Below are 24,202 nucleotides of genomic sequence, written 5' to 3' on the forward strand. Positions count from 1 at the left end.
GGTTCCCCCCCCCCCCCCCCCCCCCGGGGGGGGGGGGGGGGGGCCCGGGGGGGCGGGGGGGGGGCCCCCCCCCCCCCCCCCCCCCCCCCCCCCCCCCCACGTCATGAGCGGTCTACTCAACCAGTGGTTGTCACCAGCGGTACCAGCGGCCTCGCTTGCCATTTGCCGCCGGCCGGATCACGAACCCAAGCAGCCAGACCACCAGCACGATGACGGCAATCCACCACAGTGCCTTCAGTGCGAAACCCGCACCGAAGAGAATGAGGGCGAGCAGAAGAACGAGAAGAATGGGAACCATGATTATCAACCTCCGAGACACCCAGTGCCCCCAAAGCCTGACCTCACTCCCCCGCGCCTTACAGAAATCTCACGGGGAAAGGCCATGCGGGCGGACTTCTCGGATCGGACAACACCGGGCCCCCGCTCGAAGGTGCCTCCCCGGCCCTTCGGCGGAGCGGGTGTGCAGCAAAAGATGAACCAACTCCCGCTCGGCGTCCGACAGTTCATGGCGACGCATCACCCGACCATGAACCACTACGCAAGATCTTTCGACGACAGACCACGGAGCGTTGCCGACGGCGGCCGGTCCTCGGCCATGCCCGTGGCGACGGCGTGGACGGCGAGGCGAACACGGTTGTCCCGGCCCGTCTTCGCCATCAGGTTCGCCACATGTGTCTTGACGGTGGTGACTCCCACGTGCAGACGGTCGGCGATCTCCTTGTTGGACAGGCCGTTGCCGATCATGCCGAGCACCTCCCGCTCACGCGGGGTGATGGCAGGCGTGAGCGGTTCCTCGGCGCGGATGCCGGGAGACGCCCCGGTACGGGCGTCGACGGCGTGGCTGACCAACCGGTCGAGCGCGTCACGGCTGAACGGGGCCTCGCCGTCCGCAGCCCGGCGTACGGCGTCGACCAACTCGCCCGGCGGGGTGTCCTTGACGAGGAAGCCGCGAGCTCCGGCCGTGAGCGCCGGGTAGAGGTGCTCGTCGTCGTCGAAGGTGGTGAGCGCGACGACGCGGACAGCGGGGCATGCGGCCATGATGCGGCGGGTGGCGGTGACGCCGTCCATCACGGGCATCCGCAGGTCCATGAGGACGACGTCCGGGAGGAGTCGCTCGGCCAGCCGCACCGCCTCCGCGCCGTTCTCCGCCTCGCCGAGGACCTCGATGTCCGGGACCTGCTCGAAGAGCATGCGCAGGCCCATCCGGACGAGGTGCTGATCGTCGGCCACGAGGATGCGGATCACCTTGCCCCCTCCGGAATTCGTTTCCCGGCGAGAGGGGCCGGAAGCACGGCCGTCATACGCCAGCCGCAGGGTGTCGGGCCCGCCTCGAAGCGGCCGCCGCACAGGTCCACGCGCTCTCGCAATCCGATCAGGCCATGCCCCGATGGGCCCGGGGCCGGGCGTGCTGGACGAGCCGCACCGTCGTCCTGGAGCGTCAGGTGCACCGCGCCGTCGTCGGTCACCCTTATGGTCAGGCCGGCCCTTGTCCCGGAGCCGGCGTGCTTGGCCGTGTTGGCCAGGCCTTCCTGGGCCAGACGGAGCACGGCAAGGCTGCGCACCGCGTCGAGGTGCGCAAGGGCGGGATCGATGACCGCGGTGACACCCAGATCGCCGCGCCGGTTGCTTTCCAGCACCGCGTCCAGCGCGGCCGGAAGTGAGCCCGGCGTGATCAAGGCCGTGGCCGACCCGGCTGCCGCGACGGTGTCCGGGTCGCGCAGGAAGGCGACCAGGCGGCGCAGATCCGCCAGTGCCTCGCTGCCACTGGAGTGCAGGTCGTCGAAGACCTCGGTGACGCGCGCATCGGCTGTGTCCGGGATGACGTGCCGGGCAATGCCGACGCGCAGCACCATCGACGACACGTGATGGGCCACCAGGTCATGCAACTCCCTTGCGATGGCAGTGCGTTCCGCGGCACGGGCAGCCGTGAGCCGTTGTACGGCACGGGCCTCCTCCTGCTCCGCGTGGGCGCGGGCCGTGCGTGCCGCGTCGCGGGTGACCCGTACATACGAGCCCATGAGCAGCGGCAGGCCCGCCACGATGCCCATCTTGTAGAGCACCGAGGGAAGTTCACCGGGAAGATCGGCGAGGCGGTTGGCGGCGACGGCGAGCGCCAGCGCGAGGGCGCCGGTCACCGGTCGGCGTCCATGCTCCCGCGTGGCCAGTTCGAAGAGGATGACGGCTGCCAGCACCTTCAGGGCGGGGACGATGTCCGAGCCGAGCGCGTGTGCGGCGACCAGCAGGCCGGACAGCGTGAGCAACGCGCTCAGGGCCTGCCGGATCGCGACCGCACACAGGGCGAGCCCGGCGGCAGCGAAACCCAAGTCCTCTGGCCCTGAGGGCCGGTGCATCAGCAGGAGATCGCCGACGAGCAATCCGGCGAGCACCCCGGCCCTCGCGGCGGCGAACCTCTGATCGAACACGAGCTCAATCCCTGATCGACTCACAGGCTCCACGATAAGAGGAGGCCGGTGTGGTCCGTGTCCTGCCACGGGAGGAGGGCGCCTCCTCCTCCTGGCCGCAAGGACCGGCCCGCGGGTGGAACCGGAGACGTGGCCGGACTGCGAGCGTGGTCGGCATGGATACACACACCAATGCGTCGGGCAATATGAAGAACGGTTCCGTGGAGCGTCGGTCCCTGCTCAGCGGCGCCGTCGCCCTCGGTCTGGCGGGCGCGGCCCTGGGTGCGGGAACCCACTCGGCGAGCGCCGCGCAGACGGGTGCGCACGCGAAGAGCGGGCGCTTCCTCGGGAAATCGGTGCTCATCACGGGCGGCACCTCGGGTATCGGCAGGGCGACCGCCCACGCCTTCGCGGCGGCCGGGGCACATGTCGGGTTCTGCGGCAGGCGGGCCGAGTCGGGGCGCCGGGTGGAACGGGAGATCCGGAGCGCGGGCGGCGAGGCCACGTACATTCAGGCGGATGTGCGGGTGGCTGATCAGGTCCGGCGTTTCGTGGACCAGGTCGCCGGCCGGTACGGCGGCATCGATGTGGCCTTCAACAACGCGGGTATCGGCAACGGCAGACTGCCGCACGAGCTGACCGTCGAGGAGTGGGACGACGTCCAGGCCACCAACGCCCGGGGCGTCTTCCTTGCCATCAAGTACGAGGTCCCGTACATGCTGGAGGCCGGCCACGGAGTCATCGTATGCACCTCCTCATCCGCAGCAGATCAGGCCCGGCCGAACGGTGCCGCGTACACCGCGAGCAAGCGGGCGGTGCAGGGCATCGTCAAAGCCGCGGCGCTCGCTTACGGGACCCAAGGCATCAGGGTCAACGCTCTGCTGCCGGGCACCACCGACACCCCCTTCGTTCGCCCGCCTGGAATTCCGGACGATGCCTGGGCGGCGTACAAGAAGGCGTTCGGCCCGCTCAACATCGACGGCTTGGAGCGGATGGCCGAGGCCGATGAGATCGCAAGCGCGGTGCTCGGCCTCGCGTCCGACGACTTTCCCTACATGACGGGCGCCTCCGTCGCGGTGGACGGCGGAAGCACCGCCGGCCGGAAAATGGTCCAGCCGAGCCACGGCTGAGGCCGGACGGCGGAACACTGGTTCGTCGGCGGCTGTGGGCCGGGGGCCGGACACGCACCTCTCGCCGGACGCGAGTACGGGGCGTGTCCGCTCCCGCCCCCGCAGGCTGTCAGGGAGGACATCGCGACGCGGCCGGACAAACTGCCGGCCGACAATGGCATGGGCAGGGCCCGCGGCTCAGCTCAGTCCGAGACGATCGGCCGGCCGACATGCGGCATGAGGGGCGGGCCGTCCTCCTCGACCGCCAGGGACACGACCCGCAGGAGAGCTGCCAAGTGTTGAAGTTCCTCTGCGGCCAGGGGCGCGAGCAGCGCGGCTTCGGCCTTCTGCTGGTCGTCGATCACCGCCGCCCACGTCGCGGCGCCCTGTGGGGTCAGGCCCACGAGAAGACTGCGGCGGTCCTCGGCCGCGTGCTCGCGAGCGATCAGGCCGGCAGACTGCATGCGGTCGAGGCGATTGGTGAGGGTCGCGGGGTGGACGCCGAGGCCCTGAGCGAGATGTGTAGGTGTCATGCGGTAGGGGTCTCCCGCCGCGCGCAGACGCCACAGGATCTCGTACTCCCACAGCTTCAGGCCATGGCGTGTCAGGGCGGCCTCCTTCTGCTGCTGCAGATACCGCACGAGCATCTGCATGCGGGTGACGGCCCCCTCCAACTCCGGCACCAGCCCGGGCACCTCCTGCGCCCAGCGGGCGACGTGCCGGTCGACGGAGTCGTGTCGCTGCGCTGTTCCCGTGTCCGGGTGCCGTGATGTCACGCCGTCATCCTACCGCGCAGAAATTATTGATTGAGATATTTTGAAATCGTAGTACCTTCTCGGTCATGTCTTCCTTCACCCTCGCGGGCCGCATCGATGAGCACGTCATCGACAGCGCGCTCCTCCGCGGCAACCCCCTCGGCGATCCGACACGACGGCCGCTGTGGGTCTACACTCCGCCCGGCTACGACGACGCGCCCGACCGCCGCTACCCCGTCACCTATCTGCTCCTGGGATACGCGGGAACGCTCCCGGTCTGGCGCAATCGCACCGCCTTCCGCAAGCCGGTCCCCGAACTCGCCGACGAGATCTTCGCCCGCGGGGAAGCGCCCGGAATGATGCTCGTCTTCGTGGACGCGTGGACCTCCTACGGCGGCAGCCAGTTCATCGACTCGCCCGGCACGGGGCGCTACCACTCCTACCTGTGCGAGGAGATCGTGCCCTACGTCGACGCCCACTACCGGACCCTCCCGGTGCCCGAGCACCGAGCCATCGCCGGCAAGTCCAGCGGCGGATTCGGTGCGGTGGTCACCTCCATGCTCCGCCCGGATCTGTTCGGCGCCTTCGCCACCCACTCGGGCGACTCGCTGTCCGAGGCCCAGTACCAGCCGCACTTCCTGACCGCCGCCCGCCAGCTGCGGCCCTACGGGGGCGACATCTTCCGCTGGTGGGACGACTTCCGCTCGCGGGTCGCCTTCACCAAGGAAGAGGACTTGAACCTCCTGGAGATCCTCGGTGTCTCGGCCTGCTTCTCCCCCGGCCCCGACGGAACACCGGCCCTTCCGTTCGATCCCCGCACCGGGGCCCTGCGCGAAGCCGAATGGCAGCGGTGGCTGGACTGGGACCCCGTCCGGATGGCCACCGCCCACGCCGACGCCCTCCGTTCCCAACGGGGCATCTGGATCGACGCGGGCACCCGCGACGAGTGGTTCCTGGACCTCGGGGCACTGGCGTTCCGTGACGCGCTCGCCGAGGCCGGAGTCGACGACGGCGTCGTGCGCTTCGAGCTCTTCGAGGGAGGCCACCATGCCGTGGAGTACCGGATGCCACCCGCGCTCGCCTGGCTCGCACACCGCATATCCGACAGGCCCGGTGCGGTGGAGCCGGACGCGCCGTGTTCACCTCTCTTCGAGCAGGGCCGGCTCCGCGCGTAGTCTCCGGATTCCGTTCTCGGCTTTGTCATAGGCGCTCGACACGCCCGGAACCGGCTGGTCGTCCACGGGAATCCAGAACGTCCCCCTACCCGTATCGGGCCGCCATCGTCCATGACGGGAGACCGGTCGTCGGCCGGAGCTCGTCGCCTGACCGCGACGCCATCCCTGACGAGGTCGGTGATGAGGTCCAGTTGTTCCCGGCTCTGCCCTGATCGCGAAGGGGGCGGATATGGCTTGCGGGCGGGTTCTCGCCGGACGGAACGCACCTTAGACTGCGACCGCTCCGAAATCTGACGATCTTTTGGAGGGTGTGCAGGATGAACCGAGGTCTCATGACCACGTTGGCCGCATTGACGTTGGTCGTGTCCGGGGGTGGCGTCACCGCCTCCGCTTCCGATGACCCGCCGCGAAGCACGCACGGTCCTTGCCAGTACTCCCAGACACCGGACGAGCCGGCGGCGCGACCCGTTCCCCTGCCGCCCGACCCGCGGCACACCCCCAGTCACGGCACGGTCGATATGGCTGTCCCGACCAGCCAGGGGCCGCTCCCCCTGCGTCTGGACCGGACGAAAGCGCCCTGCACGGTCCAGAGCTTCGTACACCTGGCACGGCACCGGTTCTACGACCGTACGGTGTGTCATCGGCTGACGGCGTATCCGACGCTGAAGGTCCTTCAGTGCGGCGACCCCACCGGCACCGGCGAGGGTGGACCGGGGTACGCGTACAAGGACGAGCTGCCAGTTGACCTGCCGCCGGCACCGAGTGATCCGACCGGTGCCCGGCGCCTTTACGGGCGCGGCTTGCTGGCGATGGCCAATGCCGGGCCGAACACGAATGGCTCGCAGTTCTTCGTCGTCTACGGTGACTCCGTGCTGCGCCCGGACTACACGGTGTTCGGCACGGTCGGCGCCGCCGGCCTGAAGACGCTCGACAAGATCGCTGCCGGCGGAATCGAGCCGACCGCGGAGGACCCGGCACCTGTCGATGGCACGCCCGTACTGAGGACCGAACTGCGCAACGTCCGGCCTTCTGGCCGACCCTGGTGAACCGTGCTCCGTGTCACCCTGGGGCCGGCAACGGGCCGGGCCCCACGGTGACACGGAGCGGCCGTTCCGATGCGGTGATCCACAGCCATTGCGAGCGACGCCCCTCATGGCCCCCTTCGCCGCTGCCGATTCCCATGCGGACGGACTGACCTGGGGTTTCCCCGCCACGGACAAGCTGCTGATCAGCGGCCACTCCGCGTGGACCCAGGCCGTGCACCGCTACCCGCGTCGGCGTCACCGCGGGGACAGAACCTTGACCATCGTGTCGGAATCAGGCCCGGATTCCACGGTCGTGAAGCCTTCATCGGCATACAGGCGCCGTGCGCGATTGGCCCGCTCGACGCTCAAACAGATCCGACGGACACCGCATCCCGCCGCACGCCGGGCCATCTCCGCCAGCAACGCACGCCCGACACCCTTGCCGCGCCAGAACGGGACGACTCCGAGCGACAGCTCCGGGACGTCAGCAGCCACGAAGCCATAGCCGGGATCGTCACTGGGAAACAGGCGCAACCACACCGCCCCGATCGGTTGCCCGCCGCGGTCGACTGCGACAAGACCTCGGTCATGCGCCCTGGGCCACCCCTCGACATAGTGGGCGATCCTGCGGTCTTCCAGGATCTGGCCACGGTCGACCACCTCCCGCGCGGGGTCCCAGTTCACCGCTGCTACCAGCATGTCCACGAGGAACTCCGCGTCATCACCCGTGGCCGTCCGCAAAGAGAATCCAACATCGCCCATACGGTAGATCCTCCACCATCAGTCAGCGCGCCTATAACCGGGCCGGCGCGCAGTGGGTTCGGCGTCAGGGTGCGCTCCACAACTCCGCGTACCGCGGTGGCACGGACGTTGTGCGGAGGTTCCGCCACGGCCGGTGCTGCGGATGGTTCAGGTCCGACCGGGGACCCACCAGCCAGGTGCCGTCACACGGCCGGCAGCGGAAGAGTCCCCAGGCCTTCTGCCCCAGCCATCCCGAGGGCCCGCCCGTCAGCGAAGGCGACATCGCGCCTCCGTGCTCGCGTCGGCCGCTGGTCGCCAACAGGCCGCGGCGACCCTTCACTTGCTCACCTGAAGGCGCTCCCTTGCCGCCCGCCTGGCCGCCGCGTGGCGGCGCGGCGGGCCGGCGGCGACAGTCAGACCTGGGCCGGCACCTCAGCGCCGGCCGGCGCCGGCGCGCCGTCCGTGATCGCGTCCGCGGCATCCGAGTTGGCCGGTGCGGCGGCGGTGTACATGGTGCTGCCCTGCTGGCGCGACTTCTCGGCCAGGCTCTTCTTCACGAGGATCTCAAGATTGTTGCGGACCGTCTGGACGGACGTCTTCCGGCCCGGGTAGTCCTGCGCGAGCTGGTCGTGGATCTCGCGGACCACGCACGGCTGCCCGGGCGTCTTGCGGAGGATCTCCAGAGCCAGCTGCCACAGCGGCAGCCCCGGCTCCCCCTGAGCACCCTTGTCCAGGGGCGCTTGCGCAGCCGGGGCCTGTCGTGCCGACGCCCCGGTCACCGGCTGCTTCGTCGAGGAGGCCGCGCTCGTCGCCGACTCCGCGGCGCCCTTCTTCGCCGCTGACTTCCTGACCGGCGCCTTCTCCGTCACAGCCTTCTTCGCCGTGGCGGTCCTCGCCGTCTTCTTGGCCGAGGTCTTCCTCGCGACGGTCTTCCTCGCCGCAGGCTTCCTCGTGGATGTCTTCTTCTCGGCGGGCTGCTCAGGTTCCTCCGCCGCCGCCTGCTCCTGCCGCTGCTGAGGAACACCAGGGGGCACATCGGCTGCCGTCCCGGTGTCGGAGACAGCCTGCTCCGGGGCCACTGGCAGGCTGCCCTGCGCCGTGGTCAACCACCCCTCCTCCGCCCTCAGTTGCTCCAAGCGCGCCCGGAGGCCGGTGATCTGCGCGGTGACGTTCTCCTGCTCGCGGCGGTTGGCCGCCAGATCTTCGGCGTACTGCTCCGCGTACTTGGTCTGGATCGGGGTCTTCACGGGCACGTCAACCACGACTGCACTCCTTCTACCTGGTTGTTACTCCCGGATGCTACGCACAGCAACGCGACGGCCGTCGCCCTCCCGCACAAACTCCACCCGCACGATGGGTATCGCGGTGACGGTCGGCCCGGCAACAAGCGGCAAGACGTCTCAGCGCGTCGCGTAATACAAGGCGTTGTGAGCGGTGTCCGGCAGGTAGAGCACATCGCGGCCGTCCGAATCCCGTCGCACTGCGAGCCGGTCGGCGTTCACCCCCGGCGCGGCCGACTGCGTGGTCCAAGTCCCGTCCGCCGACTGAGTCGCCGCGAAGACCCGGTCGGTACCCGAGGTGGTCACGTAGTAGACCCGCTTGGTGTCCGTCTCGTCCCAGGTGATGCCGAGGGCGGCCGCGGTCTGTCCTCCGGCGTACACGGTCTTGCCGATCCATCCGCTGCCGCTCGGATAGGCGTAGTACACGCGGAACTGCCCGCCGCTGTCCGCCGAACGGTAGCGATAGGCGACCTTCGGGGTGGAGCCGTCGAGGGTGAGCTTGGCGCTCTGCACCGCGGGGCCGGTGTACGCGTTGTCGATGCTCCATTCCTCGCCCGCGGTGAGGTCCTGGACGACGTCGGAGGTGGCGGGTGTGACCGGGGTGGTGACGGTCATGTTCGTACTGTCCGCGAAGGCACCAGTGGACGGGTCGTAGGACAGGTACGAGAGCTGGTGGCGGTACGCGGTCGCCGGCGCCTTCGCCCACTCGTAGAGGAGGTGCACGCGGCCTGACGCGTCCACCGCGAGGTCGTCGGGGTACACGGAGCGGTACAGCGCACTCGCGAAGGTCGCCACGACGCTCCAGCGGGAGTTGGCGTTGTCCCAGCGGTACAGCTTGCCGGGGCGCTGGTCGGAGCCGGTACCGACACGGGCGGCCAGATACAGGTCGCCGTTGGGGGCGGTGGTGACGACGGGGTAGGTGATGCCCACGCCCTGGTCGGGCAGTTCGGATGCGTGGTCGGTGACGTTCCCGCCGGGGGCCTCGGTGCGGAAGTAGCGCCAGGGGTTGGCGTGCATGGAGGTGAAGACATGCAGGCGACCGCTGCCGTCGCGGGCCACCGACGGCTGGTTGTGGCCGTTGTCGTCGGGGAACTCGGCCTGCTGCCCGTCCCTGTTCAGCAGCGGCAGCCGGCTCCAGACCCCGTCCGGGTCCCGCCGTGCGATGGCGGGCCGGTGCGTCGCGGCCGTCGGGCCCGGCTCGTTGAAGGCGAAGTACGTGTACTGTCCGCGGCCCTTGTACGTGGCGACCGGCGTCCACCAGGCGGCCTGGTTCGACGTGTCCATCGCGTACGGGACCTTTTCGACCACCGGCGCGGCGGCTGCGGCGGTCTGCGGGGTGTCTGCGCCGGCGGCCGGTGTGGGCAGGAGGGGAGCGGCGAGGGCCGCGGCCGCGGCGATGATGTGGATACGTACCGTGGGGCGTCGCAAGATGAGCTCCTTCGCGGGTGCGGGCGTGGGAGGTGACGCGGAGGCGGCGGCCCGGGGGCCCGCCGACAGCGTCGTCGTGCGGGGTGGGGTACGGGGCGGGGCCCGGCGAGGCGTGCGGCGCTCGCCGGGCCCGGGCCACAGGCCAGGCGGAGCGTGCCGCGCTCGCCGGGCCGGGGCCCACGGCTCTCGGATCAGCGCTTGATGAGCGCGGCGACCTCCTCGCCGGCCCGCTTCATCGCGTCCTTCGGCTTCGACGTGCCGACGAGGACGGCCTGTACCTGCTTGGCGACGGCCTCCTCGATCTGGGAGTTCTGGGCGAACTGCCAGAACGGGCTGCCGGTCGCGGTCTTTGTGATCTTCTCGGTCCACTCCGTGGTGAAGGCGTCCTTGGCGACCTCGGGAGCGGCCAGTCCCGCGGTGGTGGACGGCGGCAGTGCGCGCGCGGCGAAGTACTCGGAGGTGGTGGCCTGGTCGGTGGTGGTGTGCAGCGCGAACTCCGTCGCCGCGTCCTGCCCCTTGCCCTGCACGATGGCGATCACACCGCCCCACAGCAGCGCCTGCGGCGTGTCCCCGGCCTTGAGCACCGGACGCTCCATCGGCTGCATGGCGCCGGCCAGCGACTTGTCCTTCGACTGGGCGGAGGTCACGCCCTTCCCGATGATCGCGTCGTCGTAGAACGCGGCCTTGCCCTGCCCGAAGAGGGCGCGGGCGTCGAAGCGGTCCACGTCCGCGGCGATCAGCTTCTCGTCGTGCAGCTTCTTGTACCAGGTGACCGCGTCGACCGAGGCGTCGTCGCCTATCGTGACCTTCCCGCCGTCGAGCAGCTTGCAGCCGAAGGTCTGCATCCACGGGAAGATGTCCTTGAGCTGCGCCACCTTGGTGGCGGCGGCGTACGGCACCACTCCCCCACCGAGCCCCTTCAGCTCGCGCAGCGCCGCCTCGAACTCCTCGACGGTGGTGGGGTGCTTCTTGATCCCGGCCTTCTCGAGGAGCTGTGAGTTGGCGATCACGCCGATCGACCCGGTGTTCCACGGCAGCCCGTACTGCTTGCCGTCGTACACGCCGCTCTTCAGCGCCACGTCCGTGTAGCCGCCCTTGCCGGCCACCGATCCGAGGTCGACCAGTTTGCCCATCTGCGCCATCGCGGCGAGCCAGGCGATGTCGAGGTGCACCGCACCCGTCGTCTCCCCGCCGCCCAGCTTGAGGGTGAGCTGGCTCAGGTACTCGTTGTACGGGTACGAGACCGCGCGGATCTTCGACTTCTGGGCCTTCTCCCATGCCGCGATGATCTTCTCGATCGACGGCTTGGCGGCCTCCTCGTTGAGCGACCAGGAGGTGAAGTCGAAGTTCTTCGACTTCGGGTCGCCGCCGTTGGACGCGGAGCCGGCGCCGGACGGCGCGCAGGCGCCGAGCACACCGGCGCCCGCTGCACCGAGCGCGCCGATACCGAACATGCGCAGCGCGCCGCGCCGGCTGATGCCAGAGGTGGTCATGATCTCTCCATGGAAGTGTGCGGGAGGGGAGGTACGTGGGGGCGGGGGCCGGACCTGCTGGTTCAGCTCTTGACCGAGCCGGCGGTCATGCCGCCGACGAGGTAGCGCTGCAGGAACATGAAGGCGACGATCACGGGGACCGACACCACGAGCGAGGCAGCCATCAGTTGCGGCCAGGCGGTCTGGAATTCGCCGATGTAGGTGGAGACGAGCCCGGGGGGCAGGGTCTGCTTCTCCTTGTCGGCCAGGGTCAGCGCGAAGATGAAGTCGTTCCAGCCGCGTACGAAGGCGAAGAGCCCGGCGGCGATCATCCCCGGCGCGGCCAGCGGCGCCACGATGGAGTGCAGCGTCCGCCACCGGGACGCGCCGTCGATGGACGCGGCCTCCAGCAGGGCGTCCGGGATGGTGTCGAAGATGCCCTTCAGCATCCAGACGCACAGCGGCATGGTGAACGTGGTGAAGGAGAGCACCAGGGCGGTGTACGTGTTGAGCATGCCGAAGCTGGAGAAGACGGTGTACAGCGTCACCAGCAGAAGCGCCTGGGGGAACATCTGGGAGGCCAGCACCAGGTGCATCAGCGACCGGCGCCCCCGGTAGCGGAACTTGGAGAACGAGTAGCCCATGTACGTGGCGACGATCACGCTCAGCACGGCGGTGATAGAGGCCACCAGGAGCGAGTTGATCATGTACTTGATCAGCTGGTCGTTCTCGGCCAGGGCCGTGAAGTTGCTCAGGGTGAGATCGGTGGGTATCAGCTTCGGCGGGAACTGAAAGGTCGACTCGGGGGTGCTCAGCGCGGTGGCGAGCAGCCAGTAGACCGGCAGCAGGCCGAAGGCACCGATGACGACGACCGCGCTCCAGGCGGCGATCCGCGAGCGCAGCAGGTCCTTGCGCATACGACGCCGGGCGCTGTGCCCGGTCCGCGTGGCGGACGGCTGCGGCCGGTCGACGGCGGACAGCGGGGTGGAGGTGGTGGAGGTCATCAGGCGTCGCCCTTCCGCTCGGTGATCCTGAGGTAGACGACGACGAGGAGGAGCAGGAGCAGCATCCACAGCCCGCCCAGCGCGGTGGCCCGGCCGATGTCGAAGCCCTTGAAGGCGGTCTGGTAGACGGCGGTCGCGAAGGTCTCGGTGGTGCCCGCGGGGCCGCCGCCGGTGAGGACGTAGATGGTGTCGAAGTGCTGGAAGTTCCAGATGAACTCCAGCAGGAGCACGATCGAGGCGACACCGCGGAGCTGCGGCCAGGTGACGGCGAAGAAGCGCCGGATCGAGCCCGCGCCGTCCATCGAGGCCGCTTCGTGCAGTTCCTTGGGGACGGTCTGCAGTCCGGCCAGGAGCATCACCATCATCCAGGGGAAGCTGGCCCAGGTCTTGGTGACGATCACGGCGAGCATCGCGGTGCCGGGCCGGCCGAGCCAGGCCACGGACTCGTCGATGATCCCGGCGTCCATGAGGACGCCGTTGAGCACGCCGTAGTTCGCGTTGAAGATCCACATCCAGAGGAAGGAGACCACCACGCCCGGGATCACCCAGGGAAAGAGGAACAGGCCGCGCAGGAAGCCGCTGCCCTTGAGTCCGGTGTTCAACGCGAGCGCGAGTGCGAGACCGATCGCGAAGGGGACGAGCGTCGCGCCGACGGTGAAGACCAGCGTCTGCTTGAGGATGGTGAGGAAGTCGCCGTCCAGCCAGTAGGTGAAGTTGTCCAGGCCGACGAACTCCCGGCCCGGAAGCCGCAGGTCCTGCTTGAAGAAGCCGGTGAACAGCGCCGACAGCAGCGGGTAGAAGATGATCGCCGCGAACAGGGCGAGGCCGGGGGCCGTCAGCAGCAGGGCGAACGCACCGTTGGAGAGCCGTCCCCCGGTCCGCTGGCGGGGCGGGGGCGCCTTCTGGGGAGGTGCGGCCGTACTCATGGGTCTGTCCTCTCAAGTGGTGGTGGGAGCGCCGGAGCCCTGCGTGGACGTCGTCCCTGCCGCAATGAACACACGTTGCAGCATGCGGGATCGTTCTCCATATCGTGCGATGGCGTCAACCCTTTTCGTTGGTGAATCACCGATTCTGTGCAGGACCGGCGAAGACGCCCCACCTGCCCCGAACTTGCACTTTGGCTCCCGAAGGCCAGGTCAGTGGCCACCACCGGAACTTACAGCGAATCCCACGGGTTGAACAGTGGTTGCACAATATGGATGTGATGTACGTTCGAGGCCGCTCCGCTGCGGCGGGGAGTATCCGAGCTTCACACCAAGGAGGCCGCACCGTGCGGGAAGAAGAGGTCCATTACGACATCGCCGTGATCGGCGGCGGATTGGCGGGGACCTGTGCTGCCATCGCTGCGGCCCGGCTCGGCCGACGCGTCGCCCTGGTCAACAACCGGCCGGTCCTGGGCGGCAACGCCAGCAGCGAGATCCGCGTCTGGGTCTGCGGCGCCACCGCACACGGTGTGCACCGCTGGGCCCGCGAGACCGGGATCATGGGCGAGCTGTACACCGAGAACCAGTACCGCAACCCCGAGGGCAATCCCTACTACTGGGACCAGGTCGTCCTCGACGCGGTCCGCGCCGAACCGAACATCGACCTCTACCTCAACACCGACGTACGCGAGGTCGACGCCGGCGGTCCCGCCGACAGCCGCGAGGTGCGCTCCTGCACCGGCTGGATGATGGGCTCGGAGCGCCGCATCACCTTCCACGCAAGCCAGTTCCTCGACTGCACCGGAGACGGCCTGGTCGGCCACCTCGCCGGCGCCCGCTACCGCATCGGCCGTGAGGCGCAGGCCGAGTTCGACGAGCCCTGGGCACCGTCCGAGGCGGACCAGGCGCTGCTCGGCTCGACGATCCTCTTCCACACCAGGGACACGGGCCGGCCGGTGAAGTTCGTGCCGCCCGCCTACGCCAAGGACCTGACGACCACACCCATCCTGCGCAACCGCATCCTGCGCACCGGGGACAACGGCTGCGACTACTGGTGGATCGAGTGGGGCGGCGAACTCGACACCGTCCACGACAACGAACGCATCCGCGACGAGCTCCAGTCCGTGATCATGGGGATCTGGGACCACATCAAGAACTCCGGGCAGTTCCCGGACGCGGCGAACCTCACCCTGGAGTGGGTAGGCAGTCTTCCCGGCAAGCGCGAGTACCGCCGCTTCCTCGGCGACCACGTCCTCACCCAGCAGGACATCCTCCAGCAGCGCCCGTTCGAGGACCGGATCGCCTTCGGCGGCTGGTCCGTCGACCTCCACCCCGTCCAGGGCATGTACGCCGAGGAGCCCGGCGCGCGCCAGCGGTACGCGGACGGCATCTTCCACATCCCCCTGCGCTCCCTCTACTCGGCGAACGTCACGAACCTGCACTTCGCCGGACGCAACATCTCCGCCACGCACATCGCCTTCGGGGCCACCCGCGTCATGGCCACCTGCGCGACGCTCGGCGAGGCCGCGGGTACCGCCGCGGCCCTGTGCGTCGCCGAGAACCTCACCCCGCGGGAACTCGCGACCAAGCGGCCGGAGCTGGTGCACCGCACCCTGCTCCGCCAGGACGCCTCGGTGATCGGCCTCGCCGACGAGGACCCCGGCAACCTGGCACGGACGGCCCGCGTCACCGCCTCCTCCTGTCTGACCCGGCTGGCCGCGGAGCCCGCGCAGGACGCACCCGGCACCCCGTACCCCCTGAGCCGCGACCTCGCGCTCCTGCTGCCGGTCGACCCGGCACTCGACACGGTCGACCTGCTCGTACACGGCGCGGACGACGGATCCCGCGAGCTCACCGTGGAGCTGTGGAGCACGGGCCGGCCGGAGAACGGAGTCCCCGCCGACCAGCTCCTGACGACCACCGTCACCGTCCCGCCCGGCGGCCCCCACTGGGTCACGGCCCGCCTCGACCACCACCCCGGGACACCCGGGAACGCGATCCTCATCGTGCGTGCCTGCGCCGACACGGCCCTGGTCCTTCTCCCCGAACGCACCGACGGTGTCCTCGCCCTGCGCAGGAAGGCCGAGGGGGACGCGGGCGTCGACCACGACATCCCGGAGGAGGACGGCCAGCTGGTCCTGGAATGGCAGGCCCGCGGCCTGCGCCGGCAGACCTTCGCCTTCCGGGCGGGCCCCGACACCAGCGCGTTCCGGCCCGAACGGGCCGTGGGCGGGTACCAGCGCCCCTACGGCGGCCCGAACATGTGGTCCTCCGCTCGGGAGGACGACGCCCGGTGGCTCCGTCTCGACTGGCAGGACGACCAGGAGCTCACCGAGATCCGCCTGGTGTTCGACGACGACGTCGACGAGTACCTCAACAACCTGCACCGCCACCGCACCCCGTACGAGGTCATGCCGGAGCTCGTACGCGACTACCGCGTCCAGACGCGCGACGCCGCCGGCGACTGGCACACGCTCCTGACGGTGACGGACAACCGGCGCCGGCACCGCGTACACGCGCTGGAGGCCCCTGACGGCGGTCCCGTACGCACCGGCGCACTGCGGCTCGTGGTCGACGCCACGCACGGGGCGCGGCACGCGCACGTGTTCGCCTTCAAGGCGTACGGCGCGTAGCCGCACGGCGAAGGGGGCCGGGGAAGGCGATCGGCCTTCCCCGGCCCCCTTCGCATGCGCGTCAGAGCGCGCCGAGTGCCTGGCTGATGGCGTCGGCGGCCTCGATGACCTCGCGTACGAGGGCGGGTCGCTGCCCCTCGGTACCGGAGCCGTCCCCGAGCACCGAGGTCGGGCCCCAGAGCGAGATGGCCGCGACGATCTCCCCCGAAGCGTCACGGACCGGCGCGGCAAGGGAGGCGCGGCCCAGGGCACGCTCCTCGGCCTCGACGGCGTAACCGGTGCGCCGGACGGTCTCGATCTCGGCATCGAGGAGGTCATGACTGGTGGTCGTGTACTCGGTGTGCGCGTCGAGCGGGTCCCCCAGCAGCTTGCGGCGCTCCTTGGGGGCGAGACCACTGAGGAGGCACTTGCCGATGCTCGTGGCGTGCAGCGGGGCGGTGTGCCCGGCCTGCGTATAGGACTTGGGGGCGCGCGTGCCCTCGAAATTGCAGAGGAACATCAGCTCGCCGCCGCGTCGTACGGCCACGTTGGCCCCCAGGCCAGTGCGGGTGGCGAGGCCCTGGAGCACCATGCGCGCGGCCCGGTGCACGGGGTGGCGGTTGGTGGCGGTGGCGGCCAGCGGGAGAAGGCCCAGGCTGAGTCGGTAGAGGTTGCTGACCGGATCGCGCTCGACCATGTCGAGGCGTTCCAGCGTGGACAGCAGGCGGGAGGTGGTCGAGGAGCCCAGCCCCGTGAGCTCGGCGACGTCGGAGACACGGAGTTCGGGCCGGCCGCAGTCGAGTGCGCGCAGCACCGAGACCGCTCGTTCGACGCTCTGGTTCGTCCCGGCATCAGTCGCCCGCGTAGCCATGACCCTCCTTGTTCTGCAAATGCCTTGCACATTCTGCATCAGCATATCGCGCGCAGCGACGCCTGTACCTGGAATCAGCGACCGGGGTGGCCCGGCGGTCCGCTCGTACGGCACGCGGTCAAGCGCTGGGCCCAGGCGCCCCGGGGTCCGCCGCCGACAGGAACTGCCGCTGGGCCTCTTCCAGGGCCGCCGTCTCGGCCGGCTCGCCCGGGTGGTCGAAGTGCCCCGCCCGCAGAACCAGGAGTTCGCGCGGCCCTGCCAGTGCGTTGTGCACCGCGAACTGCCCGGGTGGGGGCACATGGGGATCGAACATGGCCGCGCTCACGTGTACGGGGATCTCGATGTGCCGGGCCGCCGTCGCAGCGTCGAAGTACGCGAGGACATCCAGCACCGAGGGATCCTCGGCGAACCGCGTACGGACCGACTCACCGCTGCCCGTGCACGGAAGTGTCACCCGGAGCGGATGGTTGCCGAAGGTGGGTACCGTCAGGCCGGCGGCCCGGAAACGGTCGTCCCAGGGAAGCGCCAGCGCTCCGATGCCGCCGCCGAAACTCGTGCCCAGGTACGTCATCCGTCCGGCCGCCTCCGGCACCAGCTGCCGCAGTGCGGTGGCCGCGCACCAGACGTCCGCCACGCACCCCCCGATGAGGTACGACTCCCGGGCGCCGATGCCGTGCAGAACGTGCCCCGCCGAGTGGGAGGGCACTCCGGGCAGCAGGCTCCGCGTTCCGAGCCCGCGCAGGCAGGGCCAGATGGTCGCGGTCTCCGGCGGGGACTGCCAGGAGTCCGGGGCCGCCCGGCCTCCGTATCCGTGTGTCGAGACACAGCCCTGGGTGACCCGGCCGTCGGCGGGGACGGTCAGCCACCCACCGATACGGACGCCGTCGGTGGACGTGTACGAGACGTCGGCGACCCGCACGCCGTCCACCGTGACCCAGGGGCCCTCGATCCGGGGTGCCGTGTCGACGCGCAGCGCACTCGCGTATCGCTCCCGCCAGAAGTCGGCGAAGTCGTCCGGCCCCGGCGGTGCCTTCACCGCGAGGAGGCGCGGCAGGTCGTAGCCGTGGGTGGGATCGAAGGGGAAATCGTGGGGCAGCGGGCCGAGTTCGTCGGAATCCGTCGCGAGTGGATGGGTGGACACGTTCTCTCCTTGTTCGGTGTGCGAAGTGACCAGTACGTCTTCCAGAGCGGGTTCTCGGCGCGACGCACCCCGCTGTGTCGACGCCGAGCACCTGCTACGGACCGGACCCGTCGGCTCGACGCTCACGTTCCGCTGGGCGAGGTGGTCACGGGCAGCTGTTTCGATGAGAAAGGCGGTGGCCGGTCCGGGGCGGCGATGCGGAGAAGACCGGGACGACAACGGTCACTCGTTCGATCTCCTGGTTCGGGCGGGACGGGCGCGCCCGTCGGCCGCCGTGCGCGTCGCGGCTCCGTCGCCGGTCATCAGCACGAGGACTCAGCGATTCAGCGGTGCCCGTCGGCGGAGTTCCCCGGGCGATCATCGTCGCCCGCGTGACCATACGGTGATCGGCCCACGCCTTGCAACAGGCTGTGGCCGGGTGCTCAGGGCGAGACGTACGCGGGCCGCACACAGGCATCGAGCGACAAGCCCTGGCGGCTGGTCCCGCTGTCTGTGGAGTCGTTCGAATGACCTGTAGCGTGCGGTGACGTGCCGTTTCCCGATGAGCGTGGTCAGGTTGCCGTGGTGGAGTACCGCCCGCAGTGGCCGATGGAGTTCGAGCGGCTTGCGGGGGTGCTGCGAAATGCGCTGGGTGGCCACCTCGTGCTTGGGGTCGACCACGTGGGATCCACTTCGGTACCAGGGTTGCCGGCCAAGGACTGCATTGATGTGCAGGTCCGGATGACGTCGATCGACGAGGCCAGGGATGTACCGCTGCTCGGGGTGATCGGCTTCCGGTGCCGCCCGGAGCCGTGGAATCGCGTCGAGGTCTCCAGCGGCCGGCGGTGTCGCAAACTCGTCTTCGCGCCGCCGGCCGGCGCCAGGTCGTGCAACGTCCACTTGCGGGAGGGAGCCGGACCCAATGCCCGGTTCGCCCTGCTCTTCCGGGACTACCTGCGTGCGAACGAGGACGCCCGTCGGGCATGGGGCGCGTTCAAGCAGCGGCTGGCACTGAGCGTGCCGGACCTGTCGGACTACGGGCAGATCAAGGCCCCCGCTACGGAGGTGTTGATGGCGGCGGCCGAACAGTGGGCCGCCGCCACCGGCTGGAGCGGTCCCGCGGCGGCTTGACCGAGTGCGCCGACGAGCGCACGCGGGCCGGTTGGCCCACGGGCTGCGATAACTGTCCGGCGGCGGCACAGGCTTCCAGCGCGTCCGGACCGCCGCTCCGTCACGGGGACGTCGTCACCGCGCCCGGGGCGAACTTCCTTCGCCAGGCGAGCGCGACGTAGACCAGGCCGATCAGCACCGGTACTTCGATGAGCGGGCCGACGACCCCGGACAGGGCCTGGCCGGAGGTGACGCCGAAGGTGGCGATGGCAACGGCGATGGCCAGCTCGAAGTTGTTGCCCGCCGCGGTGAAGGCCAGGGTCGCGGTGCGGTCGTAGGCCAGGCCCAGGCCCTTGCCGAGGAGAAAGGTGCCGAAGAACATGACCGCGAAGTAGACCAGCAGCGGCAGCGCGATCCGGGCGACGTCCAGCGGCTGCGACGTGATGGTCTTCCCCTGGAGGGCGAACAGGACGACGATCGTGAACAGCAGCCCGTACAGCGCCCACGGGCCGATCTTCGGCAGGAACTCCGCCTCGTAGTCGCCACGGCCGAGCTTCCGCTCGCCGATGCGACGGGTGAGGAAGCCGGCCAGCAGGGGGATGCCGAGGAAGATGACGACGTTCAGCGCGATGTGCCAGACCGAGACGTCCAGGCCCTGGCCGTCGCCGAGGTTCATCCAGCGGGGCAGCAGGTCGAGGTAGAACCAGCCCAGCAGGCCGAACGCGAGCACCTGGAACACCGAATTCAGTGCGACCAGGAGGGCGGCGGCCTCGCGGTCGCCGCACGCGAGGTCGTTCCAGATGATGACCATGGCGATGCAGCGGGCCAGGCCGACGATGATCAGGCCCGTGCGGTATTCGGGCAGGTCCGGCAGGAAGATCCACGCCAGGGCGAACATCACCGCAGGGCCGACGATCCAGTTGATGACCAGCGAGGAGACCATCAGCCTCTTGTCGCCGGTCACGCGGTCGAGCCGGTCGTAACGGACCTTCGCGAGCACCGGGTACATCATGACCAGCAGGCCGAGCGCGATCGGCAGGGAGATCCCTCCGACCTCGATCTTCGCGAGCGCGTCATTCATCCCGGGGATCAGCCGTCCGAGGCCCAGCCCGACGGCCATGGCGAGCAGGATCCACACCGCCAGGTAGCGGTCGAGGGCGGACAGCTTCCTGACGATCGAGTCGTCCCCGGCCGCCGTGATGGTGGGTTCGGTGGAGGTCACGAGCAGGCCCTCTTGTTCTCGGCAGCGGTGCGGGCGGCCTCGGCCAGGGCGGCGAACTGCTCGGACAGGCCGGCCAGGACCTCGGGCCTCAGCTTGTAGTAGGTGAAACGGCCACACGGCTCGGTCTCCACGATTCCCGCCTCGCGCAGCACCTTCATGTGGTTGGACAGATTGGTCTGCTTGGCTCCGGTCTCCTCGACCAGGTGCGTCGTGCAGAGTGTCTCGCGCGCCAGCAGGGTCACGATCTTCAGGCGGAGCGGATCGCCCAGCACCCGGATCACATCAGGATCGACTGAAGTCAGCATGCACTGATACTCTCACATCACCACGCGCTGATATCAGCGGGGGCTGAAGTCATTGGCGGCCGAGTTCCGCCGTGCGACGAGAGAGAACGATCGCCATGCCCGACAAGCCGTCCGTCCTGTTCGTCTGCGTCCACAACGCAGGCCGCTCCCAGATGGCCGCAGCCTGGCTCACCCACCTGGCCGGAGACCGCGTCGAGGTCCGCTCCGCCGGCTCCGACCCCGGCGACCGGGTCAACCCGGCCGCCGTCGCCGCGATGGCCGAGGCCGGCATCGACATCTCCAGGGAGACGCCGAAGTTCCTCACAGTCGACGCGGTCCGCGAGTCGGACGTGTGCATCACCATGGGCTGCGGCGACACCTGCCCCGTCCTCCCCGGCAAGCGCTATCTCGACTGGAAGCTGGCGGACCCGGCCGGACAGGACGTGGATGCCGTGCGACCGATCCGCGACGAGATCAAGGCCCTGGTGGAGGGGCTGATCGCCGAGATCGCCCCGGCCGAGCCGGAGACGACGGCGTAAGGACACGACTTCCCGGCCTCCCCGGGGGCGTCGACGGCCCCGTCGGCACCGCAGGTACGGCTGCTTTGCCTGGCGGAGTGACATGAATCCGCGGCAAACCCGCAGCTGAGCGGTTTGCGCAGGTCAAGGCGGGTGGCGTAACCATGCCGTTACATTCGGCAGGGCATTCGCCGGATAGCCTGGGCCCGAAAGGCGGTGGCAGATCACCTCATGTGGGACGAAAGGACCCCGCGTCCGGACGGAATGCCGAGGCGCCGCGCCGAAAGGGCGCGACTGGTCGCGGACACGCTACGGCGGCAGATCACCTGCGGTGTCTACGGGGACGGCATGCTGCCGGATGAAGGCACCCTCGGCCGTAGGCTCGGGGCCACACGCAACGCTGTCAGGGAGGCACTCGGGCTGCTGCGCGACGAAGGCATGATCGTGCGCAGGCGCGGTATCGGCACGCAGATCGTGACACCGAAGTTCGGGCACGGCCTGGAGCGGCTCACCGGGCTCGCGGAGACCTTCACCGGCTACGGCGTCGTGACGAACGAGGTCCGTGTGGCCCGCGTCGTCCCGCACGCCCCCAAGGCGGTCACCGAGCGGCTCCAGCTCACCGACGACTGCGAGGCCGTATACCTGGAGCGGCTGCGCAGCCTGGACGGCATTCCGCTCTCCTTGGACTCGACCTGGCTCGCCCCGGACATCGGGCGGCCCCTCCTGGACCGCGACCTGGCCCACCAGGACGTCTTCGCCCTCATCGAGGAAGCCACCGGACTGCGGCTCGGCACCGCCGAAGTCACCGTCCACGCAGTCACCGCCGAACCGGACTCCGCACAACTCCTGGGAATCCCCGCCGGAGCGGCCCTGTTCGCCATCGACCGTCTCACCTCTCTGCCCAGTGGACGCCCTGTGGACATGGAGTCCCTGAGGGTGCGCGGTGACCGGTTCACGCTCAACGCGCTCCTGCACCGAGGCCCCGCAGCACCTCACGCCTGACCGTGCAGCGTTCCCAGGCCCCCGGCGCGCCAGGCCCCATGCCCGCCCCACACCTCGTCCTGAACCGCCCGAGGAGGGCCCCTCCATGCCCCCAGCCCCCGACACCCTCACTCTGGTCCTGTTGGCGCTGTTCGGCCTCGCCGGCGGCATCGGAATCACCGCGATCGGCCCCGGAGGGGTCCTGCCGACCATCGGGATGTTCCTGCTGACCGGGCTCACCCCCGCCGGCGTCGCCGGCACCGCGATCGCCACCCACGTGGCGACCGGCGCCCTCGGCACCGCTGCCTATGCCCGCTCGGGACACCTCAAGGACCCCGTCACGCGGCGCACCGCGCTGGCCCTCGCCGGGAGTGCACTCGTCGGGACGCCCGCCGGAGTATGGCTCAACACCCTCCTTCCCGAAGAGAAGTTCGGGCTCCTTCTTGCCTGCGCCGTCGGGGTGACGGGGCTGCTGGTATGGCTTCGTGAGCGCCATACGGATTCTCCGGAGTCCGCCGTCACGCCGGTCCCCATACCGTTCTCACTCACCGTCACGGTGGGGGGCGCAGTGGCCGTCGCGGCAGGGCTCTTCGGCCTGGGCGGGCCGATGCTCAGCGTCCCCCTCCTCGTCATCTGCGGCCTGCCGGTACTTTCTGCGCTGGCCGCAGCGCAGGCACAGTCCATCGTGATCGCGAGCGTAGGTACCGCCGGCTATCTGCTGCACGGCTCCATCGACTGGACACTTGTCGCCGTGGTCGGCATGCCGGAACTGGTGGGCGTGCTCGTCGGCTGGCTCATCGCCCGCAAGATACCGGCCCGCCGCCTCAAGTACGTCCTCGCCGCCACACTCCTCGTCCTCGCCCCCTACCTCGCGCTCCACTCCTGACCGAACCGCCCTGCGGCCCACGTGTTCTGACGTGCATTCGCATCCGGTCCGGACAGAACGGCCCACCGCTGACGTTCCGCCACCATCCTTCAGTGCATGGCGAAGACGAGGCGGCCGGGCACCTTGCCTTCCAGCACCTCCTCGATCGAGGCGTTGATGTCGGCCAGGTCCCGGGTCTCGCGCACCACACGGGTGCGGCCCAGGCTGTGCAGCCGGAAGACCTCGGCCAGGTCCTGCCGGGTACCCACGATCGATCCGACGATCTTCGTGCCGTTGAGCACCGTGTCGAAGACCGGGATCTTCAGCTCGCCCTCCGCGGGCAGGGCCACGAGCACCAGCGTGCCGCCGCGCCGCAGCGAGGCGTACGCGGCCTCGAACGACGCGTTGCTCACCGCCAGGGAGACGGCCGCGTCGGCGCCTCCGAGCCGCTGCGTCTCCTCCGCCACGTTCTGGACGCGCGCGTCCAGAACGTGGTCGGCGCCCAGTTCCCCGGCCAAGGCCAGCTTCTCGTCGGTGACGTCGACCGCGATGGTCTCGGCACCGAAGATCCGGGCGTACTGCAGGGCCAGATGCCCCAGACCGCCGATGCCGGAGACGAGCACCCGGGTGCCGGGGCGCGCCCCGGAGAGCTTGACGGCCTTGTACGTCGTGACGCCCGCACAGGTCAGCGGCGCCGCGTCCAGCGGGTCGATGCCGTCGGGCACGGGCACCACGTACGTCCCGTGGGCGAGGGCGTACTCGGCATGGCTGCCGTCGACCGAGTAGCCGCTGTTCCGCTGCTGGAGGCAGAGCGTCTCCCAGCCGGACAGACAGTGGTCGCAGTGCCCGCACGCCTCGCCGAGCCACGGAATGGCGACCCGGTCTCCCACGGCCAGGTGGGTGACCTGGTCACCGGCCGCCTCCACGATGCCGATGCCCTCGTGGCCCGGAACGAAGGGCGGCGACGGTTTGACCGGCCAGTCGCCATGGGCCGCGTGGATGTCCGTATGGCACAGCCCGGAGGCCTCCATCCGGATGAGGACCTGATGGCCGGCGGGTGAGGGGACCGGCCGGTCCTCGATGGCCACCGGTTCGGTGAAGCTACGGACAACAGCGGCTCTCATGGGTGTTCTCCTCCGCGTCGATGCGTATGTCTGTCCGGTCCGGCGACGCGTACGCCCTGGGCACATACGTCATGAACCAGGCTATTACGGATGACCTGCTCACACGCGGCGCCGATCCGCGCCCACGGCCGCTCAGGATGTGCACCACTGGTCCGCCGCTCCGCCCCCACGCCCTCGATCG

At 69.7% G+C, this 24,202-nt stretch carries 23 protein-coding genes; 8 read left to right on the forward strand and 15 right to left on the reverse strand.

What is annotated here, in order from left to right; genetic code table 11:
• Nucleotides 1-130 precede the first annotated feature (130 nt).
• The 3 genes from ACZ6C6_RS13220 to ACZ6C6_RS13230 all read right to left on the reverse strand — a co-directional run bounded on the left by ACZ6C6_RS13220 (nucleotide 131) and on the right by ACZ6C6_RS13230 (nucleotide 2,423).
• On the reverse strand, nucleotides 131-298 hold the full coding sequence (locus ACZ6C6_RS13220) for a hydrophobic protein (protein ID WP_469202110.1): 168 nt from the start codon (nucleotides 296-298) through the stop codon (nucleotides 131-133).
• A gap of 236 nt (nucleotides 299-534) precedes the next feature.
• The gene (locus ACZ6C6_RS13225; protein WP_469202113.1) at nucleotides 535-1,245 is read right to left on the reverse strand and encodes a response regulator transcription factor; all 711 of its coding nucleotides are present in this window, start codon (nucleotides 1,243-1,245) and stop codon (nucleotides 535-537) included.
• On the reverse strand, nucleotides 1,242-2,423 hold the full coding sequence (locus ACZ6C6_RS13230; protein WP_469202115.1) for a sensor histidine kinase: 1,182 nt from the start codon (nucleotides 2,421-2,423) through the stop codon (nucleotides 1,242-1,244). The genes ACZ6C6_RS13225 and ACZ6C6_RS13230 overlap by 4 nt, the downstream gene beginning before the upstream one ends.
• Nucleotides 2,424-2,623: 200 nt before the next feature.
• Here ACZ6C6_RS13230 and ACZ6C6_RS13235 point away from each other — a divergent pair, with 200 nt between their 5' ends.
• Entirely contained in the window at nucleotides 2,624-3,532 is a 909-nt protein-coding gene (locus ACZ6C6_RS13235; RefSeq protein ID WP_469202117.1) for an SDR family NAD(P)-dependent oxidoreductase, read from the forward strand.
• A 182-nt stretch (nucleotides 3,533-3,714) separates the two neighbouring features.
• Here ACZ6C6_RS13235 and ACZ6C6_RS13240 read toward each other — a convergent pair whose 3' ends face one another.
• Nucleotides 3,715-4,287 (reverse strand): MarR family winged helix-turn-helix transcriptional regulator, encoded by a 573-nt coding sequence (locus ACZ6C6_RS13240; RefSeq protein ID WP_469202120.1) that lies wholly within the window; start codon nucleotides 4,285-4,287, stop codon nucleotides 3,715-3,717.
• Nucleotides 4,288-4,352: 65 nt separating this feature from the next.
• Between ACZ6C6_RS13240 and ACZ6C6_RS13245 the strand changes: the two genes are divergently transcribed.
• Nucleotides 4,353-5,441, forward strand: coding sequence for an alpha/beta hydrolase (locus ACZ6C6_RS13245; protein ID WP_469202122.1), 1,089 nt, complete (start codon nucleotides 4,353-4,355; stop codon nucleotides 5,439-5,441).
• Between the two features lie 332 nt (nucleotides 5,442-5,773).
• On the forward strand, nucleotides 5,774-6,487 hold the full coding sequence (locus tag ACZ6C6_RS13250; protein ID WP_469202124.1) for a peptidylprolyl isomerase: 714 nt from the start codon (nucleotides 5,774-5,776) through the stop codon (nucleotides 6,485-6,487).
• Nucleotides 6,488-6,721: 234 nt separating this feature from the next.
• Here the strand turns inward: ACZ6C6_RS13250 and ACZ6C6_RS13255 are convergent, their stop codons facing one another.
• From ACZ6C6_RS13255 to ACZ6C6_RS13280, 6 genes are all read right to left on the reverse strand, one after another.
• A complete protein-coding gene (locus tag ACZ6C6_RS13255; protein WP_469202126.1) occupies nucleotides 6,722-7,228 on the reverse strand; it encodes a GNAT family N-acetyltransferase in 507 nt (168 codons plus the stop codon).
• Between the two features lie 392 nt (nucleotides 7,229-7,620).
• Nucleotides 7,621-8,469 carry a BlaI/MecI/CopY family transcriptional regulator gene (locus tag ACZ6C6_RS13260; protein WP_469202128.1) on the reverse strand — a complete coding sequence of 283 codons (849 nt, stop codon included), beginning with the start codon at nucleotides 8,467-8,469 and terminating at the stop codon, nucleotides 7,621-7,623.
• Between the two features lie 138 nt (nucleotides 8,470-8,607).
• Nucleotides 8,608-9,915 (reverse strand): BNR-4 repeat-containing protein, encoded by a 1,308-nt coding sequence (locus ACZ6C6_RS13265; protein ID WP_469202130.1) that lies wholly within the window; start codon nucleotides 9,913-9,915, stop codon nucleotides 8,608-8,610.
• A gap of 191 nt (nucleotides 9,916-10,106) precedes the next feature.
• The gene (locus tag ACZ6C6_RS13270) at nucleotides 10,107-11,408 is read right to left on the reverse strand and encodes an extracellular solute-binding protein (RefSeq protein ID WP_469202132.1); all 1,302 of its coding nucleotides are present in this window, start codon (nucleotides 11,406-11,408) and stop codon (nucleotides 10,107-10,109) included.
• 62 nt (nucleotides 11,409-11,470) lie between these two features.
• Nucleotides 11,471-12,391 (reverse strand): carbohydrate ABC transporter permease, encoded by a 921-nt coding sequence (locus ACZ6C6_RS13275; protein WP_469202134.1) that lies wholly within the window; start codon nucleotides 12,389-12,391, stop codon nucleotides 11,471-11,473.
• Entirely contained in the window at nucleotides 12,391-13,317 is a 927-nt protein-coding gene (locus ACZ6C6_RS13280; protein ID WP_469202136.1) for a carbohydrate ABC transporter permease, read from the reverse strand. Before ACZ6C6_RS13280 ends, ACZ6C6_RS13275 begins: the two co-directional genes overlap by 1 nt.
• A gap of 344 nt (nucleotides 13,318-13,661) precedes the next feature.
• On the opposite strand from ACZ6C6_RS13280, the gene ACZ6C6_RS13285 reads away from it, so the two are divergent.
• The gene (locus tag ACZ6C6_RS13285) at nucleotides 13,662-15,947 is read left to right on the forward strand and encodes an FAD-dependent oxidoreductase (protein ID WP_469202138.1); all 2,286 of its coding nucleotides are present in this window, start codon (nucleotides 13,662-13,664) and stop codon (nucleotides 15,945-15,947) included.
• A 61-nt stretch (nucleotides 15,948-16,008) separates the two neighbouring features.
• On the opposite strand, the gene ACZ6C6_RS13290 is transcribed toward ACZ6C6_RS13285, so the two are convergent.
• Complete coding sequence (locus tag ACZ6C6_RS13290; protein ID WP_469202140.1) at nucleotides 16,009-16,797, reverse strand: IclR family transcriptional regulator; 789 nt, start codon at nucleotides 16,795-16,797, stop codon at nucleotides 16,009-16,011.
• Nucleotides 16,798-16,915: 118 nt separating this feature from the next.
• Nucleotides 16,916-17,938 (reverse strand): acetylxylan esterase, encoded by a 1,023-nt coding sequence (locus ACZ6C6_RS13295; protein WP_469202142.1) that lies wholly within the window; start codon nucleotides 17,936-17,938, stop codon nucleotides 16,916-16,918.
• 528 nt (nucleotides 17,939-18,466) lie between these two features.
• Between ACZ6C6_RS13295 and ACZ6C6_RS13300 the strand changes: the two genes are divergently transcribed.
• Complete coding sequence (locus ACZ6C6_RS13300; RefSeq protein WP_469202143.1) at nucleotides 18,467-19,048, forward strand: GrpB family protein; 582 nt, start codon at nucleotides 18,467-18,469, stop codon at nucleotides 19,046-19,048.
• A gap of 100 nt (nucleotides 19,049-19,148) precedes the next feature.
• Here the strand turns inward: ACZ6C6_RS13300 and arsB are convergent, their stop codons facing one another.
• Entirely contained in the window at nucleotides 19,149-20,249 is a 1,101-nt protein-coding gene (arsB, locus tag ACZ6C6_RS13305) for an ACR3 family arsenite efflux transporter (RefSeq protein ID WP_469202145.1), read from the reverse strand.
• The gene (locus ACZ6C6_RS13310; protein WP_469202147.1) at nucleotides 20,246-20,554 is read right to left on the reverse strand and encodes an ArsR/SmtB family transcription factor; all 309 of its coding nucleotides are present in this window, start codon (nucleotides 20,552-20,554) and stop codon (nucleotides 20,246-20,248) included. Before ACZ6C6_RS13310 ends, arsB begins: the two co-directional genes overlap by 4 nt.
• Before the next feature lie 95 nt (nucleotides 20,555-20,649).
• On the opposite strand from ACZ6C6_RS13310, the gene ACZ6C6_RS13315 reads away from it, so the two are divergent.
• The 3 genes from ACZ6C6_RS13315 to ACZ6C6_RS13325 all read left to right on the forward strand — a co-directional run bounded on the left by ACZ6C6_RS13315 (nucleotide 20,650) and on the right by ACZ6C6_RS13325 (nucleotide 22,918).
• Nucleotides 20,650-21,072: an arsenate reductase ArsC gene (locus ACZ6C6_RS13315; protein WP_469202690.1), complete on the forward strand. Its 423-nt coding sequence runs from the start codon at nucleotides 20,650-20,652 to the stop codon at nucleotides 21,070-21,072.
• A 243-nt stretch (nucleotides 21,073-21,315) separates the two neighbouring features.
• Entirely contained in the window at nucleotides 21,316-22,053 is a 738-nt protein-coding gene (locus ACZ6C6_RS13320; RefSeq protein WP_469202692.1) for a GntR family transcriptional regulator, read from the forward strand.
• 85 nt (nucleotides 22,054-22,138) lie between these two features.
• Nucleotides 22,139-22,918 carry a sulfite exporter TauE/SafE family protein gene (locus tag ACZ6C6_RS13325; RefSeq protein ID WP_469202149.1) on the forward strand — a complete coding sequence of 260 codons (780 nt, stop codon included), beginning with the start codon at nucleotides 22,139-22,141 and terminating at the stop codon, nucleotides 22,916-22,918.
• 89 nt (nucleotides 22,919-23,007) lie between these two features.
• Here the strand turns inward: ACZ6C6_RS13325 and adhP are convergent, their stop codons facing one another.
• The gene (adhP, locus tag ACZ6C6_RS13330) at nucleotides 23,008-24,021 is read right to left on the reverse strand and encodes an alcohol dehydrogenase AdhP (RefSeq protein ID WP_469202151.1); all 1,014 of its coding nucleotides are present in this window, start codon (nucleotides 24,019-24,021) and stop codon (nucleotides 23,008-23,010) included.
• Nucleotides 24,022-24,202 lie beyond the last annotated feature (181 nt).

It is taken from the genome of Streptomyces sp. NPDC041814 (genome assembly GCF_055590565.1).